Origin of the sequence: Conchiformibius kuhniae DSM 17694, assembly GCF_000428785.1 — a bacterium.
Taxonomy (GTDB): Bacteria; Pseudomonadota; Gammaproteobacteria; order Burkholderiales; family Neisseriaceae; genus Conchiformibius; species Conchiformibius kuhniae.
Map to the genome: position 1 here is coordinate 91,497 of NZ_AUAP01000001.1, position 18,835 is coordinate 110,331.

The following is an 18,835-nucleotide window of genomic DNA, read 5'->3' on the forward strand; positions in this document are numbered from 1 at the left end:
CAGTCGTGTAAGTAAAGCGGCACACCGTTTCCCGAAACGGTGTGCTTTTTTGCGTGCGGCGGTGTTTCGCACCGAGCGAACAGGGTATAATCCGTTTTGTTTGAACGGGGCGGAAACGCCGTCCCACCGATTGCCTAATGTATTTGAGGAGTAAACACCATGAGTGCCATTGTGGATATTGTTGCCCGCGAAATTTTGGATTCGCGCGGCAACCCCACCGTTGAATGCGACGTGTTGCTGGAAAGCGGCGCAATGGGGCGTGCCGCCGTGCCGAGCGGCGCATCAACCGGCCGCAAAGAAGCATTGGAATTGCGCGACGGCGACAAACTGCGTTATGCGGGCAAAGGCGTATTGAATGCGGTGGCGCACGTAAACAACGAAATCGCCCAAGCCCTGATTGGCATCGATGCGTCCGAACAGGCGTATGTGGACCAAATCATGCTGGATTTGGACGGCACGGAAAACAAATCGCGTTTGGGTGCGAATGCCGTTTTGGCGGTTTCGCTGGCAGTGGCGCGGGCGGCGGCGGAAGATGCGGGCTTGCCGCTTTACCGCTACTTGGGCGGAGTCGGGCCGATGAGTCTGCCCGTACCGATGATGAACGTGATTAACGGCGGCGAGCATGCCAACAACAGCTTGGACATTCAAGAATTTATGATTGTTCCTGTGGGTGCGGAATCCTTTGCCGAAGCCCTGCGCTGCGGTGCGGAAGTGTTTCAGCAACTGAAAAAAATCTGCGACATTCGCGGCTTTTCCACCACCGTAGGCGATGAAGGCGGATTTGCGCCAAACCTGTCCAGCCACGAAGAAGCCCTGCAACTGATTATGGAAGCCGTGAAAGCCGCAGGCTACGAAGCGGGCAAAGACGTGATGCTGGCATTGGACTGCGCTTCCAGCGAATTTTACCACGACGGCAAATACCATTTGAAAGCCGAAGGTTTGACACTGGACAGCGAAGAATTTGCCGAATATCTGGAAAAACTGGTGGACAACTATCCGATTGTTTCCATTGAAGACGGCATGGAAGAGGGCGACTGGCTCGGCTGGAAACACCTGACCCGCAAACTGGGCGACCGCGTGCAACTGGTGGGCGACGACTTGTTTGTAACCAATCCTGCGGTATTGGCAGACGGCATCAACAAAGGCATTGCCAATGCCCTGTTGGTCAAAGTCAATCAAATCGGCACCTTGAGCGAAACCCTGAAAGCGGTGGACTTGGCAAAACGCAACAGCTATGCCTGCGTGATGAGCCACCGTTCGGGCGAAACCGAAGACACCACCATTGCCGATTTGGCAGTGGCAACCAATTGTATGCAAATCAAAACCGGCTCACTGTCGCGCTCCGACCGCATGGCAAAATACAACCAATTGCTGCGGATTGAAGAAGAATTGGGCGAAACGGCACGTTATCCGGGCATGGAAGCGTTTTATCAGTTGAAGCGTTGATTGAAAACGGATTGACAATGGGAAGCCGTCTGCGTACGGCTTCCGAACGGGTGCATAAATGAAATATATCAGTGTGGGGCTTGCGGTGGTGTTTTTGGGGCTGCAATATCAAATTTGGTTTCACAACAAAGGATTGCGCTCGCAATACAGCGAAATGCGCCAAAAAGCGCAGTCCACGGAAGAGCAAAACCGCCGTTTGGCACAGCGCAATCAGGAATTGAAGGCGGAAGTTGATGATTTGAAAAACGGTTATGAAGCGGTAACCGAAATTGCCCGCAGCCAACTGCATTACATTCAGTCGGGCGAAACATTTTATAAAATCCAATAACACTCGGGATGAAAATCATGAAAATCACCACTTGCTTTGACGGCGGCTCGGTTACGGTAAAAGATTTGTCGGACGCGGGCAACATCCGTTTGGCGTTGCGCCCCGACAATGCTTCCGATTTCAAACAATGGTTTTACTTCCGCTTGCAGGGCGCGGCGTACACGCCGTGCGTGATGCATTTTGACAATGCGGGCGAATCGGCGTATCCGGGCGGTTGGGACGGCTATCAGGCGGTGGCGTCCTACGACCGCCAAAACTGGTTCCGCGTGCCTTCGCGCTATGAAAACGGCGTGTTTACCATCGAACACACCCCGCTTGCCAACAGCATTTATTACGCTTATTTCGAGCCGTATTCCAACGAGCAGCATTTGAACCTGCTGGGCGAGGCGCAGGGAAGCGGCTTGTGCCAGATTGACGATTTGGGCAGCACCTTGGACGGGCGCGACATCAATTTGCTCACCATCGGCAATCAGGCAGACAGCGATGTCAAAATTTGGGTAATTGCCCGCCAGCACCCCGGTGAACCGATGGCGGAATGGTTTGTCGAAGGCTTGTTGGGGCGTTTGCTCGACCCGCAAGACCCGACCGCCCGCGCCTTGTTGGACAAAGCGACTTTCTACATCGTGCCGAACATGAACCCCGATGGCGTGGTGCGCGGCAATCTGCGTACCAACGCGGCGGGCGCGAACCTGAACCGCGAGTGGCTGAATCCGAGTGTGGAGCGCAGCCCCGAAGTGTTTTTTGTGCGCGAAAAAATGCACGAAACCGGCGTGGACGTGTTTTTGGACGCGCACGGCGATGAAACCATTCCCTATGTGTTTGTGGCGGGAACGGAGGGTGTGCCGAATTACAACGAGCGCACCGCCGCGCTGGAAACGCTGTTCAAACAGGCGTTTCAAGCGGCTTCGCCCGATTTTCAGGACGAACACGGCTATGCCAAAGACGAGGCGGGGCAGGCGGATTTGCGCTTGGCAACCAATTATGTCGGCAACACGTTCGGCTGTTTGGCGTACACTCTGGAAATGCCGTTCAAGGACAACGACAATTTGCCCGATGACGATTTCGGCTGGAACGGTCAGCGTTCGCTGCGTTTGGGGGAGAGCGTTTTGAGTGCGTTTTGGGCGGTGTGCCGCGAATTGACGGCGGGGCAGGAAGAACAGGCGGCAGCATAATGCAACGGCGCGGTTGGGCAATGGCAACCGCGCCGTTTTCGGTTCGGGGCGTCATCAATTGACCGAGAAAACACAGCACCGTCATTTCCGCGCAGGCGGGAATCCAAGTCGAAGCAAGCGTAGCTTGGGTTGAAACGAAGTGAAAACCCAACATTTTTCCGAAAATTGATGGATTTTGTTGGGTTTGCACTTCGCTCCAACCCAAGCTACACCTGCGCGGGAATGACGGTGCAAAGCAATTGATGACACGCCCTTAGGATTTGCGCTGTCTGCGGCGTTTGGGCGCGTTGTCGGGGGCTTCATCGCATACCCGCGTGATTTTGCCGTTCACCATTTTCAGCGATTTGACGGCGCAGTTCGGAGCAGGCGTTTCCGTTTTGCCGGTGCGGGGTGTACGTTTGGTTTTTTTAACGGGTGCTTCGGCAGGCGTGGCGGGCGGCGCATCTGCCTGTTGAGCCGTTTTTTTGCCGCGTTTGCGCTTCGGTTCGGCGCATAACACCAAATCAATTTTGCTGGTTTCCAAGTCGGCACGCGCCACCTGCACGGTTACGCGGTCGCCCACGCCGAAACGCACACCGCTACGCTCGCCCTCCATCGCCATGATTTCGGGGCGGAAATGGAAATAATCCTCGCCCAAATCGCTCACATGCACCGCGCCTTCCACATGCACTTCGTCCAGCACCACAAAAATGCCGAAGCTCGCCACGCCCGAAATTTTGCCGCCGAACACTTCACCGATTTTGTCCTGCATATAATAGGTTTTCAGCCAGTTTTCCACATCGCGGGAAGCGTCATCGGCGCGGCGTTCGCACAGGGAAGTATGCACGCCCAGTTCCGTCCACGTTTGCGGCGCGACTTTGTGCTGCTGCCCCGCCAACACCGCTTTGATGGCGCGGTGCACCAGCAAATCGGGATAACGGCGGATAGGGGAAGTAAAATGCGCGTAGTGTTCGTATGCCAAGCCGAAATGCCCTTCGTTTTCAGGTGCGTACACGGCCTGCTGCATGGAGCGCAACAGCATGATTTCAATCATTTCGCGGTCGGGGCGGCCGCCGATTTTGGCGGACAGTTCGGCATAATGTTTCGGTTGCGGCTCATCGCCGCCGCCCAAGCTCAAGCCGAGCAAGCCCAGTTGTTCGCGCAGGGTGGCGAGTTTTTCCGGCGTGGGGCCGGCGTGGTTGCGGAACAAGGCGGGGTGTTTGTTTTTCAACAGGAAATCCGCCGCGCACACATTCGCCGCCAACATACATTCCTCAATCAGCTTGTGGGCATCGTTGCGGACAGCGGCTTGAATGCGTTCAATTTTGCCATTTTCGTTGAACACCATTTCGGTTTCGGCGCGTTCAAATTCCATTGCGCCGCGCGTACGCCGTTTTTTCTGCAACACTTGGAATAATTTGTACAAAGTGTTCAGGCTGCCTGAAATTTCGGGCGTAAGCGTGCCGCCGTTTTTGTGTTCCAGCCAATGCCACACCTGCGTGTAGGTCAAACGGGCGTGCGAGCGCATCACGGCGGGGTAGAAACGGTATTCTTTGACGTTGCCCGCGTAGGTCAGCACCATGTCGCACACCATGCACAGCCGTTCCACATCGGGGTTGAGCGAGCAGATGCCGTTGGACAGATTTTCAGGCAGCATCGGAATGACGCGGCGCGGGAAATAGACGCTGGTGGCGCGTTCCAGCGCGTCCGCGTCCACTGCATCGCCGGTGCGGACGTAGTGGCTCACGTCCGCAATCGCCACCACCAAGCGGTAATTGCGCCCGATTTTTTCGGCAAACACGGCATCGTCAAAGTCGCGCGAACTTTCTCCGTCTATCGTTACCAAAGGCAGATGGCGCAAATCTTCGCGCCCTTTGCGGTCGGACGGGCGCACTTTGGCGGGGATTTTCGCCGCCGCTTTTTCGCAGGCAGCGCTGAAACGGTGCGGCAAACGGTGTTTGCGTAAGGCGATTTCAATTTCCATGCCGCTATCGGCGTAATCGCCCAACACTTCAATGATTTGGGCAACGGCAGGACGATGACCTTCGGGATAGCTGTCAATCCGTGCCACCACCACTTGACCTTTTTGCGGACGGTGTGCGGCTACGGAATCTGGTTCCAAAATAATGCTTTGCTGCAAACGGCGGTCTTCCGGCTCCAGCACCGCCACGCCGCGTTCCACATAAAAACGTCCGACCACATCGGTTTGCGCCCGCTCGACAATGTCCAACACCTGACCTTCGCGGCGGCCGCGCCGGTCGCGTCCGGCGGGGCGCACAATCACGATGTCGCCGTGCATCACGCCGCGCATTTGGCGTTCGTACAGCACGAAATCGCCCTCGCCCGTGTGGGTCAAAGGCACGGCGAAACCGAAGCCGTCTTTGTGGGCTTCCACGCGGCATTTCACCAATTCAATCTTGTCTGCCACGCACACCAGCCCGCGCCGGTTAATCAGCACTTGACCGTCCCGCGCCATCGCCTTGATGCGCCGCTCGAAAAACGGCAGCTCGGCATCACTGATGGACAGTTGCTCCGCCAGCGCAGCCGTTTTTTGCGGCACGCCTGCCTGTTCCAGCAGTTGTAAAATCCATTCGCGGCTGGGCAGGGGCGAGTCGTATTTTTCGCGCTCGCGTTGAAGGTAAGGGTCTTTTTCCCGTAGATTCAGTGTGTTTGTTTTTTTCTTGGTTTTCATCAACATTCCTTGTTCGGTTTGAAACCACGCCGTTTGCGGCGGTCAAATCAGCTTTTGTTCGGGCGGGGCATCAGTCCGTCCGAATCGGGGCAGGGCATGGCGCTGTGCTTCCTGTGCGTTGAAATATTGGGCGAATACTAACGCAAACGACATGGAAAAGCAAAACTTGGGTCGCTGTCTGTGCCGTGTATGAAAAACCAATCGCATCAATTATGCGGCGCGCCGTCAATTGACTGAAAAACACTGCGCCGCCATGCCCGCGAATGCGGCAATCCCAAACCCGTTCAAACAAACGTTAAGCATCGGGCGGTGGATTTTTGCATTCGCGGGCATGACGGCGTTTTTATTGTGCTGATTTTCAGTGGAAAAATTCAAATGATAACGCGACCTAGCGCAGCCATGCCAAGGGGTTCATCGGGCGGTTGCGGTAGCGGATTTCAAAATACAGCCCCTGTTCGCCACCGGGCAGGGTGCCGCTCGTGCCGAGCGTTTGTTGCGCGGCCACCGTGCCGCCCGCACCCACGCTCAAGCTGCTCAATCCCGTGTAAACCGACAAATAGCCTTCGCCATGGTCGATAATCACCGTATTGCCGTAGCCGCGCAAATCGGCGGCATACGCCACTTCCCCTGCGGCAATGCTGCGGACGTTGGCGGGCGAAGTGGCGATGAAAATCCCGCGCCAAGTGCCGCCGCTTGCCCGCGCCTGACCGAAACGCCCCGCAATTTTGCCGGCCGCAGGACGGCGCAACTGTCCTTGCAAACGCGCCAGCCCGCTCAAGCCTGCCGGCGCTTTGGCGGCGGCTTCGGCTTTGGCGGATTTTTTGTTTTTGTCGGCGGGTGCCGTTTGTGCGGCTTGGTTGCGCTGCTGTGCCGCTTTGCGGCGGGCGGCGGCTTCGCTGCGGCTTTGTGCGGCGCGGCGGGCGGCGATTTGCGCCAATACATTGTTCAAATTCTGCTCGTTTTGGCGCAACTGCTGCATCTGCTGGTTTTGCTGCCCGATTTCACGGTTCAAACGTTGGCTGTCTGCCACCGCGCTGCGGTGCGCGTCGCCCAACTGGCGCAACTTCGCCTGCTGCTGCGCAATCAGCCGTTTGAGCTTTGCCAACTCCGCCTGAATGGCGGCTTCTTGGCGGGTAAGCTGCTCCTGCTGCTCCGCCAACTGGCGCAACACACGGTTGTTTGCCTCATTGATGTAGCGGCTGTATTGCAGCAAACGCCCCTTTTGCGCCGCATCGACATTCTGAAAAAACAAAATCACCGCTTCCGGACGGCGGTTTTTATAGCTGCTGACCAACAAATTGGCAATTTGCGCCTTCGTACCGCCCACCTCCGTTTCCAAACGCGCCAACTCGTTTTGCAGATTTTGCAGCTTTTCCCACGACACACGCTGCTGGCGGTCGAGCGCCGCCAATTCCGCGCGCGCCTTTTCCAGCGCGATTTGCGTTTGCGAAATCACCTGCTTGGCGCGTTGCTGCTGCACCTGCTTGACTTTCAAATCCTTTTGTACCGTTTGGATTTTTTTGCGGACTTCCTTGAGCTTGACATTCGCTTTCGCGGCCTTGCCCTTCAGCTCGGCGGCGGGAATGGCGGGATTGATTTCAATCACGGTTTCCGGCTCGGCATGGGCGGCGCGGCAGAGCAACACGGCGGCGGCGGCGATGACGGCGATTTTTTTCGTTTGCATGGCGTGTGGTTGGCAAATTAAAGCTGAAAACAGACGAATTATAACGGATTTTTTGCCATATCCGCGCCATTGCATTACCATTGCCGCTTCTTTTTCCGCACGAAAACAACATGACCCACACCGTCCGTTTCCAAATCGACGATTGCCCCAACACCGTATTGCAGCGACTGTGCGGCGTATTGGACGGCAATCTGACCCTGCTCGCCCAAGCCCTGCAAGTGCAGATTTCCCGCCGTTTCAACCAATTTTCCTGCACGGGAGAACACGCCCGCGCCGCCGTTCGCGCCTTGCAATCGCTGCTGGTGTTGGCGGAACACGGCGACCTTGATGCCGAAGCCGTCAACTTGGCGGCGGTGGAAGCCAAAGCCGCCGAAGCCGCAAATCCCGCCGATGACCCCGCCCGTGAATCCCGCCCAACCTGCTTTTTCCACACCAAACGCGGCAGCATCGGCGGGCGCACCCCGCGTCAGAACGGCTACATCCGCGCCCTGCTCAACCACGACGTCGTGTTCGGCTTGGGGCCTGCCGGTACGGGCAAAACCTATCTGGCGGTGGCGGCGGCGGTGGACGCGGTGGACAAACACCAAGTGGAACGCATCGTCTTGGTGCGCCCTGCGGTGGAAGCGGGGGAAAAACTCGGTTTCCTGCCGGGTGATTTGGCGCAAAAAGTCGACCCCTATCTGCGCCCGCTTTACGATGCCCTGTATGATTTGATGGGCTTTGACCGCGTAACCAAACTGATGGAAAAAGGTTTGATTGAAATCGCGCCTTTGGCGTATATGCGCGGGCGCACGCTCAACGGCGCGTATGTGATTTTGGACGAAGCGCAAAACACCACGCCCGAACAGATGAAAATGTTTCTGACCCGCATCGGCTTCGGCACCAAAGCGGTGATTACCGGCGATTTGAGCCAAATTGACCTGCCGCGCCACATCAAATCGGGGCTGCGCGATGCCAAAGAAAAACTTTCAGACGTGGAAGGCATTTATTTTCATGTGTTTACCAGCGAAGACGTGGTGCGCCATCCTTTGGTGCAGAAAATCGTTGATGCCTATGATGCGGCGGACGAACACGAAACTTCGGCGCAAGCTGCCTGAAAATGAATAACAAGACCGGTATTGTCTTTTTGTATGTGCTTGCGCTCTGCATGATGGCGGTAAGTGTGGCAGATGCGGTATTTGTGTTATGGCTTCGGATTGTTGTGGTGTTGTGTTACGGTGTGTTGCTTTGGTGTGTGCGGCGGTTTGCGGCGGACGAAACAATCCGCCGTCATGCCGTTTATTTGTGGGGCAAAACGTGGCGGTTCGTATCGGTGTATGCGGGATTATCGGTGGCTTATTGGCTGCTGCCTTTTTTGCACGGCGCATTGCGGGGAATGTATTGGTCTTCTGACCCGCCGGCCGTGTTGGCGTGGACATATCTAACAATCAGGCTTGTCATTGGTGTTTCGCTGATTTTACTGCTGATTTGGTTTATGGTAAGTTTGTGGCGCGGACGGAAACTCAATGCCCGCCCGTGCGCGAAAACAGATTAATCACCACCACCCCGCCGACAATCATCGCCATGCCGAGCAGCGCGGGCAAATCCGGTTTCTGCCCCAAAAAAATCCAGCCGATGAAAGCCGTCAAAACAATCCCCACTCCCGACCACACCGCATAAGTGATGCCCACCGGCAACACGCGGAACACCAGCGACACCAAATAAAACGCCAGCGCAAACGCCGCCAATGCGCCGATGGTCGGCGCGGCGCGGGTGAAACCGTCGCTGTATTTCAGCAAAGTCGTGCCGCACACTTCGGCGGCAATGGCGCAAGCCAGCAACAGCCAATGGTTCATGAAGTTTCCTTATTTTTGGGCGGGCTGCCTGAAACGGCGCGTTTGTCTTCCAAGCGCGTTCCCGCCAAATAATCATACAAAAACTGCCGTTGCGGATTCAGCAGCGCGAAGCCCCACGGCAAAATCCACCACAGCAGCGCGGCAAAAAACGCCGTACGCGGCGCGATGCCCGCGTGCCGGAACGCCGCATACGCCGCCAACGGCACAAACAGCAACAACACGCACGCCCACGCAAAACGCACCCGCAAACGCGGCAAAGTCGGGCGCGAACCGTCCGCCGCGCTCAAACCGATTTGCCACACCCGCATCGGCAGCGTTTGCGATTCGCGCAGCCAGTTCAGTTTGAAATACAGCCACCACGCGCCCAACAACAGCAGCGCGGCAAACGGCGCAACGGCAGGCAGCAGCGCGGGAAAACGGTGTTGCAGCAGCGTTTGCAGCGCGCCGACCAGCAGCATCGCCAGCATGCCCACCGCGCCGACCAGCAGCGATTCGTAGGCAAGGGCAAACAGTCGGCGCAAAAGCGGGGCAGGGCGGAAATCAGGGGTCATGGTTCGGTCAGCCTTTAATGAGAGTGTCGCGGAGCGGTGTCCCACGGCTCAACGCGTTTGCTGTTGCGGGTGCAATGTGCTTGTTTGCCAAACGGTTTTGACCAACAAACCAGAGCATCGGACGATGGGGCGCGGCGGTTGTGGGCGGACGGGTCGTCCGCGCTACAGGCGTTCAAACAGAAAACGGTTGTTAAAATCCAATATTTCATTGCTTTCTCAAAAGTTTGAAATTCAAATTTCAGGCTGCCTGAAACCTTGCCAAGGCATCACGGGCGGCGCGTTCCAAATCGGCGGCGGACAAAGCGCAAGGGTCAAGCACGGTATCGGCGGGCAAGCGGCGCAGCCAAGTAAGCTGGCGTTTGGCAAGCTGGCGGGTGGCGGCGGTGCCGTGTTCGCGCAACTGCGGATAAGTGATGCGCCCGTCCAAAAAATCCCAAGTTTGGCGGTAGCCCGTGCAGCGCATGGACGGAAGTTCCTGATGCAATTCGGGATAACGCGCCCGCAGCTCCGCCACTTCGTCCGCCAGACCTTGCGCCAGCATCGCCTCAAAACGCTCGGCGATGCGGCGGTGTAGTTCGGCGCGATGGTCGGGAACGAGCGCGAGCGTGTGCAGTGCCAGCGCGGGCGCGGCGGGCTGTTCGGCAAGGTGGCGGCTCAGGGGCTTGCCGGTCAAACGCCACACTTCCAGAGCGCGTTCGATGCGTTGGCTGTCGGCAGGGGCGAGGCGGGCGGCGGTGTCGGGGTCAATTTCCTGCAATTGATTGTATAAAAAAGATAATCCGTGCTGCTGTTTCAGCGCGTTCAGTTCGGCGCGGACGGCGGCATCGGCGGGTGGCAAATTGTTCAAACCCTGTGTAAGTGATTGAAAATACATCATTGTTCCGCCGACAATCAGGGGAATGCGCCCGCGTTGGCGGATTTCGTCCGCCAAACGCAGGCAGTCGGACACGAAATCCGCCGCGCTGTAACTGTGCAAAGGGTCAATAATATCAATCAGATGATGGGGAACGGCGGCGCGTTCGGCGGGCGTGGGTTTCGCCGTGCCGATGTCCATGCCGCGATAAACCAATGCGCTGTCCAAGCTGATGATTTCGCAAGGAAAGTGTTGCGATAAATGCAGGGCGAGCGCGGTTTTGCCGCTTGCGGTGGGGCCGAGCAGGGCAAAGGCGCGGGGTGGGGCGGGGGTCATGCGGGTTGTGTGAATAAAAAATAATTACAATAATTTATGCGTAGGTTGGGTTGGAATGAAGTGGAAAACCAACGTGGTTTGTTGGGTTTTCAACCCAACCTACTTGCCACATTTCAGGCAGCCTGAAAACGCGCCGCCAATGCGTCCGACAATTTGGCGTGAATGCCGCCGAAACCGCCGTTGCTCATGATTAAAATATGGTCGCCCGTTTGCGCCTGCGCGGTGATTTGTGCGACAAAATCATCAAAATCGCTGCTGCAATGCAGTTTGCCGCCCAATGGCGCGAGCGCGTCCGCCACGTCCCAATCCACGCCGCCGCCGTAGCAGAACACGCGATCGGCATCGCGCAGGCTTTCCGGTAAAGCGGCTTTCATCGTGCCGAGTTTCATGGTGTTGGAACGCGGTTCCAGCACGGCGACAATCCGCGCCGCACCGACTTGCTGGCGCAGCCCGCCCAAAGTGGCGGCGATGGCGGTGGGGTGGTGGGCGAAGTCGTCATACACGGTGATTTCCGCCACCCGCGCCTTGATTTCCATGCGCCGTTTCACGTTTTGAAACAAAGACAAAGCGGCGCAGGCTGCCTGAACGTCCACACCAACGTGCGCGGCGGCGGCGATGGCGGCGAGCGCGTTCAAACGGTTGTGTGCGCCACTCAAGTTCCACCCAATGCGCCCGCGTTTTTGTCCTTGATAATACACGTCAAACGCGCCGTCCGCGTCCGCTTCGCCCGCGTGGAACGCCGTTTCGCTGCCGAAGTGTTCCACAGGCGTCCAACAGCCGCGTTGTAACACATTGTCCACATTGGCATCGCCGCCGTTGGCGACAATCAAGCCTTGCGCGGGAACGGTGCGCACCAAATGGTGAAACTGGGTTTGAATGGCGTTCAGGTCGGGGAAAATATCGGCGTGGTCGTATTCCAGATTATTCAGAACCGCCACGCGCGGACGGTAGTGGACGAATTTGGAACGTTTGTCAAAAAACGCGGTGTCGTATTCATCGGCTTCCATCACGAAATAGGGCGAATCGGGCGCGGGCAGGCGGGCGGAAATGCCGAAATTCTGCGGAATGCCGCCAATCAGAAATCCGGGGGCGCGTCCCGAATGTTCCAGCACCCACGCCAACATGGAAGACGTGGTGGTTTTGCCGTGCGTTCCGGCAACGGCAAGTACCTGTTTGCCTTGTAAAATGTTTTCGGAAAGCCATTGCGGGCCTGATGTGTAGGGCAGATTGCGGTTTAAAATTTCTTCCACCACTTCCATGCCGCGCTTGGCAACGTTGCCAATCACATAAATATCGGCGGGGAAACGGGAAAGTTGCGCGGCATCGTAGCCTTCGTGAACGGTGATGCCCAGTTGCGCCAGTTGCGTACTCATGGGCGGATAGAGTTTGCCGTCGCAGCCGCTTACGGTAAAACCCGCCGCCTGCGCCAATGCCGCCAGCCCGCCCATAAACGTGCCGCCGATGCCGATGATGTGGATGTGTGTCATGATGGAAAAAGCAAACCAATGTGAAAATGTGCAAAAGATTATAGCAAAAGCCCCGCACCATTGTTGGCGGATTCGCTGAAACCAAACAAATATTGGAAAAACCCGTTTGCCCGCAAGCGGAGCGGGATTCCCGTCTGCGCGGGAATGACGGGACGGTTTGGGTAATTGGTCGATTTCAATGGGCAATGTTTAACGGCAGAACGGATTTTGGACGGACAGTTTCTGCCCGCGTAAGGGCGTTGCGCCCGTGCAACAGCTTTGTCCCGTCAGGCGCAGCCCGCGTTGTGGCTTACTTCAAAATGCACCGAGCAATCGCCGCAGATGATGTTGAGTTTGGGTTTGCCCCACACGGCGTTCAGGCAGCAGGGACATTGGTATTTCAGGCGGTTGCTGCGGTTTTCGACCACTGTGTTGCCGCTTTGGTAGGACAACAGGCGGCGGACGGCGGCGGGGTCGCGGGAGGGCGGTTCGTTGGGTGCGGCGGAGTCGGCGGGCGGCTCGTTGGCGGCAAGCACCGCCAAAGTCTCTTCGCGCACCAGATGATAAGGCTGCGGCTGGGTTTGGTAGAGCGGGCGCATGCCCCGTTCCACCGCCAAGGCAGGCGGACGTTTCAGCTCGCCGTCAATATTCAGATAATAAGTGTGGGTGAGTGCTTGTCCGAATGAAGCGGGATAGGGCGGATACACATCGTACCAGTGAATCGAAAACTCGGTACGCAGCAAATTCCGCGCCACCTGCATAAACAAACCGTTTTCGATGATGTAATCGCCCATGTGTTCGCCCGTGCGCTTGCCGCCCGGTTTGTGGGTGTCGGAAGGCATCAGCCCGATGGCTTCCATTTTGTCTGCCCATTCTTTGTTGTGGTAGCCGCGCCGTCCGGGCTTGCCGAAATGCTGCTGCCACAAATGGCACATTTCGTGTACCAGCGTGGAGAGCGTGTCCAGCACCGGCAGCACCCCGAAAAACTCCGGATTGAGCGCGATTTCATCGGTATAGCGCCCGTCTTCGGCGATGAAGCGGCGGAACGAAAAATAGCCCTGCGTTTTCGCCTTGCGCTGCAAGGAAATCAAACACGGCGGCAACTGCCCGTGAAACAGGTTTTTATTAAAAAAATCATAGGCAAACTGCAAAGCCTGATGGATTTGTGTGGTCGGCGGGGCGGCGGCGGGCGGATTCATGGGCAAAAGGCAAAAAAAGACAAAACGGAAAAACAAAAATTATCTTATCGATACATCATCTTGTAAAGGCATCTGCCCCCGATGGCGATTGGATTTGCCAATGCGTGTTATCATCTGCGCCGTTTCCAACCACACCTTTTGAGAAAGGCAGCACCATGTCCAAAACCATCATTCACAGCGACCACGCCCCCGCCGCCATCGGCGCATACAGCCAAGCCGTGCGTGCCGGCGACACCGTGTACATCAGTGGGCAAATCCCGCTCGACCCCGCCACCATGCAACTGGTTTCCGAAACCGACTTTGCCGCGCAAACCCACCAAGTATTCAAAAACCTGCGTGCCGTATGCGAAGCGGCAGGCGGCGGCTTGGACGACATCGTCAAACTCAACGCCTACCTGACCGACTTGGGCAACTTCGCCGTATTCAACCAAATCATGGCAGAATACTTCGCCCAGCCCTATCCCGCCCGCGCCGCCGTCGGCGTTGCCGCCCTGCCCAAAGGCGCATTGGTGGAAGCCGAAGCCGTGCTGGTGTTGGCAAAATAACACCCCGCCTGTCGGCGCGGCACACGCAATCCGCCCGATAGCCCCGTTGCAAACCCTTTATCCGCAACACCATCTCCCCAAAAACGGGCGTTACCGCGCCCGTTTGCCCGTTTCTGCCTGCCCGCACGCTCCCGCGAATTGGCGTACAATACCGCCCCGTTGAAACACCCCCGCTAGGAAGCACCCATGTCTTGCGAACACCTCACCATGCAATACAGCACCTTCAGCAAAGAAGCCAACAACGCCCTTGCCGAACCCATGTTTTTCGGACAATCCGTCAATGTCGCCCGCTACGACCAACAAAAATACGAAATTTTTGAAAAACTGATTGAAAAACAACTGTCTTTTTTCTGGCGACCCGAAGAAATCGACGTTTCCCGCGACCGCATCGACTACGGCAACCTGCCCGACCACGAAAAACACATCTTTATCAGCAATTTAAAATACCAAACCCTGCTGGACAGCATTCAAGGGCGCAGCCCCAACGTTGCCCTGCTGCCATTGGTGTCCATTCCCGAACTGGAAACCTGGATTGAAACGTGGTCGTTTTCCGAAACCATTCACTCGCGCAGCTACACCCACATTATCCGCAACATCGTCAATGACCCGTCCATCGTCTTTGACGACATCGTTCAAAACGAATACATTCTCGCCCGCGCCGAAGACATTGCCTGCTATTACGATGATTTGATTGAATATACCCAATATTACAACCTGTTGGGCGAAGGCACGCACACGGTAAACGGCAAAAGCATTACCGTATCCCTGCGCGATTTGAAGAAAAAGCTGTATTTGTGCCTGATGTGCGTCAATGTGTTGGAAGCCATCCGTTTTTATGTGTCGTTTGCCTGCTCGTTTGCCTTTGCCGAGCGCGAGCTGATGGAGGGTAACGCCAAAATCATCAAACTGATTGCGCGGGACGAAGCCCTGCACCTCACCTCCACCCAACACATGCTCAACCTGATGCGTAGCGGCACGGACGACCCCGAAATGGCGGGCATTGCCGCCGAGTTGCAAAACGAATGCTTTGAATTGTTTAAAACGGCGGCGCAGCAGGAAAAAGAATGGGCGGCATATCTGTTTAAAGACGGCTCAATGATTGGTTTGAACAAAGATATTTTGAGCCAATATGTTGAATATATTACCAATCTGCGTATGGCGGCGGTGGGTTTGCCTTTGGCATTCCCCGGTGCGAACCACAATCCGATTCCGTGGATTAACGCGTGGCTGTCGTCCGACAATGTGCAGGTTGCGCCGCAGGAAGTGGAGATTTCGTCCTACCTGATTGGGCAGATTGACGCGAAAGTGGACGCGGAAGATTTGGGCGATTTTGAGCTATGATGCCGCGCGTGCGTACCGCCGATGCGGAATTTGAGTTGCGGGACGGCGAAACGTTGCTGGAGGGTTTGGAACGCACGGGGCATGCGGTGGAATACCAATGCCGGAGCGGTTACTGCGGGGCGTGCCGCGTGCGGCTGTTGGCGGGGGAGGTGGTGTATTCGCAAACGCCGATGGCGTGTGTGGCGGCGGGGGAGATTTTGCCGTGCTGCTGCCGTGCGGCGGGGGCGGTGGAAGTGGCGTGCGGTTTGCATTGTTTGTGCAGTATTAGGCAACAATCGGTATAATTGACATAATATAGAGATGTAAAAGTATGATGGCTATAGCATTTAATCAAATTCGTGCTGTTGAATTATTACGCCAAGCCTCAGGAAAGCCTGACGCACATTTTCGTGATGGTCAAGAAGAAGCCATATCCCATATTGTAACGTCGCCCCAACGTTTGTTGGTTGTGCAGAAAACAGGATGGGGAAAAAGTTTTGTCTATTTTATCGCCACAAAATTATTGCGTGAAGCTGGTTCTGGGCCTGCGCTTTTGGTTTCACCTTTACTGGCATTGATGAGAAACCAAATTGCAGCAGCAGAAAAAATGGGGATAAAAGCCGTAAGTATTAATTCAGATAATACTGATGAATGGTCAAGCATTGAGTATCAAATTGTTTCTGGGCAGGCCGATATTGTTTTAATTTCACCAGAGCGTTTAGCCAACCAACAATTTATCAATAATGTATTAAGTCGAATTTCAGACACCATTTCTCTGTTGGTCATTGATGAAGCACATTGTATTTCAGATTGGGGGCATGATTTTCGTCCCCACTACCGTTTAATTGAAAGAATCATTAGAAACTTGCCGCCTAATTTACGTGTTTTAGCGACCACCGCAACAGCCAATAATCGTGTGATGGAGGATTTGGCTACTGTTTTAGGTTCTAATATTAAAATATTAAAAGGAGATTTAAACCGTCCATCACTTACTTTGCAAACCATTCGGATGCCCAGTCAAGTAGAACGTTTAGCATGGCTTTCGGAGCAATTGCATCATCTGCAAGGCAGTGGCATTATTTATACCCTAACCGTACGAGATGCATACCAAGTCGCAGAATGGTTGAAGTCGCAAGGATTAAATGTTGCTGCTTACACAGGGCAAACAGGAGATGAGCGCGTATATTTGGAAAATGCCTTGTTAAATAACCAGATTAAAGCACTGGTGGCAACGACTGCTTTGGGTATGGGATATGACAAACCCGATTTGGCCTTTGTGATTCACTACCAAAGACCTAATTCTGTAGTAGCGTATTACCAACAAGTGGGGCGGGCGGGACGTGCTTTAGAACATGCTTACGGTGTATTGTTGAGTGGTGTTGAAGATGATGAAATCAGTAAATTTTTTATTGAAAGTGCCTTTCCTGCCCCTGAAGAAGTGGATATCGTTTTATCTGTGCTGGCTAGAATGCCAAACGGCGCATCAGTGCCTGAAATGAGAAATTATCTGAATTTAAGTGATGGCAAAATCAATCAAACCTTAAAATTACTGTCTTTGGAGTCTCCTGCACCTGTCGTCAAACAAGGCTCAAAATGGTTTTTAACCACCGCACCTTTATCGGATTTATTTTGGCAGCGAGTCGAACGTTTGACGAATTTAAGATATGCCGAACATCGGCAAATGCAGGATTACACCCATTTGCCTTTTGGTGAACATATGGCGTTTTTGATTCGGGCGCTTGATGGTGATGTTAATCAGATTTCGACACCTGGCTTACCCCCTTTGCCCGTTTCAACTAATCCGCTATATATCCGGCAGGCAGTTGAATTTTTAAGACGCAGCTCAATCCCTATCGAGCCCAGAAAGCAATGGCCTTTTGGGGGGTTGAGCAAATATGGTGTGAAGGGGGCAATACCTTCTGATTATCGGTCGGAAGAAGGTAAAGCATTATCGGTTTGGGGTGATTCGGGTTGGGGGCAGCAGGTCAAGCAAAATAAATATCAGGATAAGCACTTTTCGGATGAATTGGTGGCGGCTTGTTTGAATATGCTGGAAAACTGGCAACCTCATCCAAAGCCTACTTGGCTGACGTGTGTGCCTTCCTTAAGAAATCCCCATTTGGTTGCAGATTTTGCACGACGTTTGGCGGAAAAGATGGGCTTGCCATTTTATCCGATTATTCAAAAAATCAGAGAAACCGAGCCACAAAAATTGATGAAAAACAGTCATGCACAAGCCTGTAATTTAGATGGTGCTTTTAAATTGATTGATTCTCCGCCCAGAGAACCTGTTTTATTGATTGATGATATGGTGGATTCGCGTTGGACATTCACTATATGTGCCTATTTGCTAAAAAGAGGCGGTAGTGGTGCGGTTTTTCCGCTTGCACTTTCTCAAACCACCAATCAAGGAGGGGAGTGATGTTTGTTTCTGATAATACCAAAGCGATTTTGCTTTTAACCGACTCATTAAAAAATCCAAGAGATGAAAATAAAGTTAAGTTACTAACACCCAAAGAATATCATCAATTTGCAGTTTATCTGCACAGTATTCGTAAGCAGCCTGAAGATTTATTAACATCTGATTTGGATAATATTTTGAAGGATTATCCCAAATTGGAGCGTGTGCGCATCCACCGTTTGTTGGATCGGGGATTTTTGTTGAGTCAAACTTTGGATTATTGGTATACGCGCAATCTTTGGGTTGTCAGTCGTGCTGATAAGAACTATCCCCGTCGTTTTAAAAGCCGTTTGGCTGAAAATGCGCCACCCGTACTTTATGGATGTGGTGATGTTGGTTTATTGAATCGGGCAGGTGGGTTGGCGATTGTTGGCTCTCGCGACATTGATGATGATTTGATTAACTATACCATGCAGGTTGCGTGCTTGGCTGCGCAAGCGGGTTGTATGGTTGTTTCCGGTGGTGCTAAGGGAGCTGACCAAGCAGCAATGAGGGGGGCTTTAGATGCCGGTGGTGTAGTGTGTGGTGTTTTGGCAGATAATTTGGAAAGAGCGGCTTTAAACGCGGAAAATCGTTTGGTATTGCAAGAAGATCGTTTGGTTTTGGTTTCTGCTTGTCATCCGAAATCACGTTTTTTAGTGGGTAATGCGATGCAACGAAATAAATATATTTATGCTTTGTCTGATGCCGGATTGGTTATTAATTCTGATTTCAATAAAGGTGGAACTTGGGCAGGTGTGGTGGAGCAATTGGATAAGTATCAGAATATTCCGATTTATGTCCGTTCGACAGGAATGCGAACGAAGGGTTTAGATGCTTTGTTGGCAAAAGGTGCATCTTTATGGCCTAATTTGGGTGTGAATCATTTTTTGGATATTTTCCATCTGTCTTCACGGCAGAATGTCGGTAATTTGGAACTATTTTCTTAAATCAATGTGATGGAGCAAGGCGGATAGTCTATTTTTGCC

Annotated in this window: 16 protein-coding genes; 9 read left to right on the forward strand and 7 right to left on the reverse strand. The window is 54.2% G+C overall.

The window, feature by feature from the left end; all coding sequences use genetic code 11:
• Nucleotides 1-159: 159 nt before the first annotated feature.
• The 3 genes from eno to G392_RS0100495 are packed head-to-tail and all read left to right on the forward strand — an operon-like array spanning nucleotide 160 to nucleotide 2,946.
• Nucleotides 160-1,446 carry a phosphopyruvate hydratase gene (gene eno / locus G392_RS0100485; RefSeq protein ID WP_027008634.1) on the forward strand — a complete coding sequence of 429 codons (1,287 nt, stop codon included), beginning with the start codon at nucleotides 160-162 and terminating at the stop codon, nucleotides 1,444-1,446.
• A 58-nt stretch (nucleotides 1,447-1,504) separates the two neighbouring features.
• A complete protein-coding gene (locus G392_RS0100490; protein ID WP_027008635.1) occupies nucleotides 1,505-1,774 on the forward strand; it encodes an FtsB family cell division protein in 270 nt (89 codons plus the stop codon).
• Between the two features lie 14 nt (nucleotides 1,775-1,788).
• Complete coding sequence (locus G392_RS0100495) at nucleotides 1,789-2,946, forward strand: M14 family metallopeptidase (protein ID WP_027008636.1); 1,158 nt, start codon at nucleotides 1,789-1,791, stop codon at nucleotides 2,944-2,946.
• Between the two features lie 253 nt (nucleotides 2,947-3,199).
• Here the strand turns inward: G392_RS0100495 and rnr are convergent, their stop codons facing one another.
• Both rnr and G392_RS0100515 read right to left on the reverse strand, forming a co-directional pair.
• Nucleotides 3,200-5,617, reverse strand: coding sequence for a ribonuclease R (gene rnr / locus G392_RS11655; protein WP_084165891.1), 2,418 nt, complete (start codon nucleotides 5,615-5,617; stop codon nucleotides 3,200-3,202).
• A gap of 388 nt (nucleotides 5,618-6,005) precedes the next feature.
• Entirely contained in the window at nucleotides 6,006-7,301 is a 1,296-nt protein-coding gene (locus G392_RS0100515) for a murein hydrolase activator EnvC family protein (protein ID WP_084165880.1), read from the reverse strand.
• A gap of 110 nt (nucleotides 7,302-7,411) precedes the next feature.
• On the opposite strand from G392_RS0100515, the gene G392_RS0100520 reads away from it, so the two are divergent.
• Entirely contained in the window at nucleotides 7,412-8,398 is a 987-nt protein-coding gene (locus G392_RS0100520) for a PhoH family protein (protein ID WP_027008638.1), read from the forward strand.
• A 405-nt stretch (nucleotides 8,399-8,803) separates the two neighbouring features.
• Here G392_RS0100520 and G392_RS0100530 read toward each other — a convergent pair whose 3' ends face one another.
• The 5 genes from G392_RS0100530 to G392_RS14140 all read right to left on the reverse strand — a co-directional run bounded on the left by G392_RS0100530 (nucleotide 8,804) and on the right by G392_RS14140 (nucleotide 13,541).
• On the reverse strand, nucleotides 8,804-9,136 hold the full coding sequence (locus G392_RS0100530; RefSeq protein WP_027008640.1) for an SMR family transporter: 333 nt from the start codon (nucleotides 9,134-9,136) through the stop codon (nucleotides 8,804-8,806).
• Nucleotides 9,133-9,687: an RDD family protein gene (locus G392_RS0100535; RefSeq protein ID WP_027008641.1), complete on the reverse strand. Its 555-nt coding sequence runs from the start codon at nucleotides 9,685-9,687 to the stop codon at nucleotides 9,133-9,135. The genes G392_RS0100530 and G392_RS0100535 overlap by 4 nt, the downstream gene beginning before the upstream one ends.
• 238 nt (nucleotides 9,688-9,925) lie before the next feature.
• A complete protein-coding gene (gene miaA, locus G392_RS0100540; protein WP_027008642.1) occupies nucleotides 9,926-10,876 on the reverse strand; it encodes a tRNA (adenosine(37)-N6)-dimethylallyltransferase MiaA in 951 nt (316 codons plus the stop codon).
• 113 nt (nucleotides 10,877-10,989) lie between these two features.
• Complete coding sequence (gene mpl, locus G392_RS0100545) at nucleotides 10,990-12,363, reverse strand: UDP-N-acetylmuramate:L-alanyl-gamma-D-glutamyl-meso-diaminopimelate ligase (protein ID WP_027008643.1); 1,374 nt, start codon at nucleotides 12,361-12,363, stop codon at nucleotides 10,990-10,992.
• A 266-nt stretch (nucleotides 12,364-12,629) separates the two neighbouring features.
• Entirely contained in the window at nucleotides 12,630-13,541 is a 912-nt protein-coding gene (locus G392_RS14140) for a SprT-like domain-containing protein (protein ID WP_051255492.1), read from the reverse strand.
• 155 nt (nucleotides 13,542-13,696) lie between these two features.
• On the opposite strand from G392_RS14140, the gene G392_RS0100555 reads away from it, so the two are divergent.
• The 5 genes from G392_RS0100555 to G392_RS11660 all read left to right on the forward strand — a co-directional run bounded on the left by G392_RS0100555 (nucleotide 13,697) and on the right by G392_RS11660 (nucleotide 18,796).
• On the forward strand, nucleotides 13,697-14,086 hold the full coding sequence (locus G392_RS0100555) for a RidA family protein (protein WP_027008645.1): 390 nt from the start codon (nucleotides 13,697-13,699) through the stop codon (nucleotides 14,084-14,086).
• 207 nt (nucleotides 14,087-14,293) lie between these two features.
• Nucleotides 14,294-15,427, forward strand: a complete 1,134-nt coding sequence (gene nrdB, locus G392_RS0100560) for a class Ia ribonucleoside-diphosphate reductase subunit beta (protein WP_027008646.1) — start codon at nucleotides 14,294-14,296, stop codon at nucleotides 15,425-15,427.
• Nucleotides 15,427-15,711 (forward strand): class I ribonucleotide reductase maintenance protein YfaE, encoded by a 285-nt coding sequence (yfaE, locus tag G392_RS0100565; RefSeq protein ID WP_027008647.1) that lies wholly within the window; start codon nucleotides 15,427-15,429, stop codon nucleotides 15,709-15,711. Before nrdB ends, yfaE begins: the two co-directional genes overlap by 1 nt.
• Nucleotides 15,712-15,737: 26 nt before the next feature.
• Nucleotides 15,738-17,828, forward strand: coding sequence for a RecQ family ATP-dependent DNA helicase (locus tag G392_RS0100570; RefSeq protein ID WP_245571893.1), 2,091 nt, complete (start codon nucleotides 15,738-15,740; stop codon nucleotides 17,826-17,828).
• Complete coding sequence (locus G392_RS11660; RefSeq protein WP_051255493.1) at nucleotides 17,828-18,796, forward strand: DNA-processing protein DprA; 969 nt, start codon at nucleotides 17,828-17,830, stop codon at nucleotides 18,794-18,796. The genes G392_RS0100570 and G392_RS11660 overlap by 1 nt, the downstream gene beginning before the upstream one ends.
• Nucleotides 18,797-18,835 lie beyond the last annotated feature (39 nt).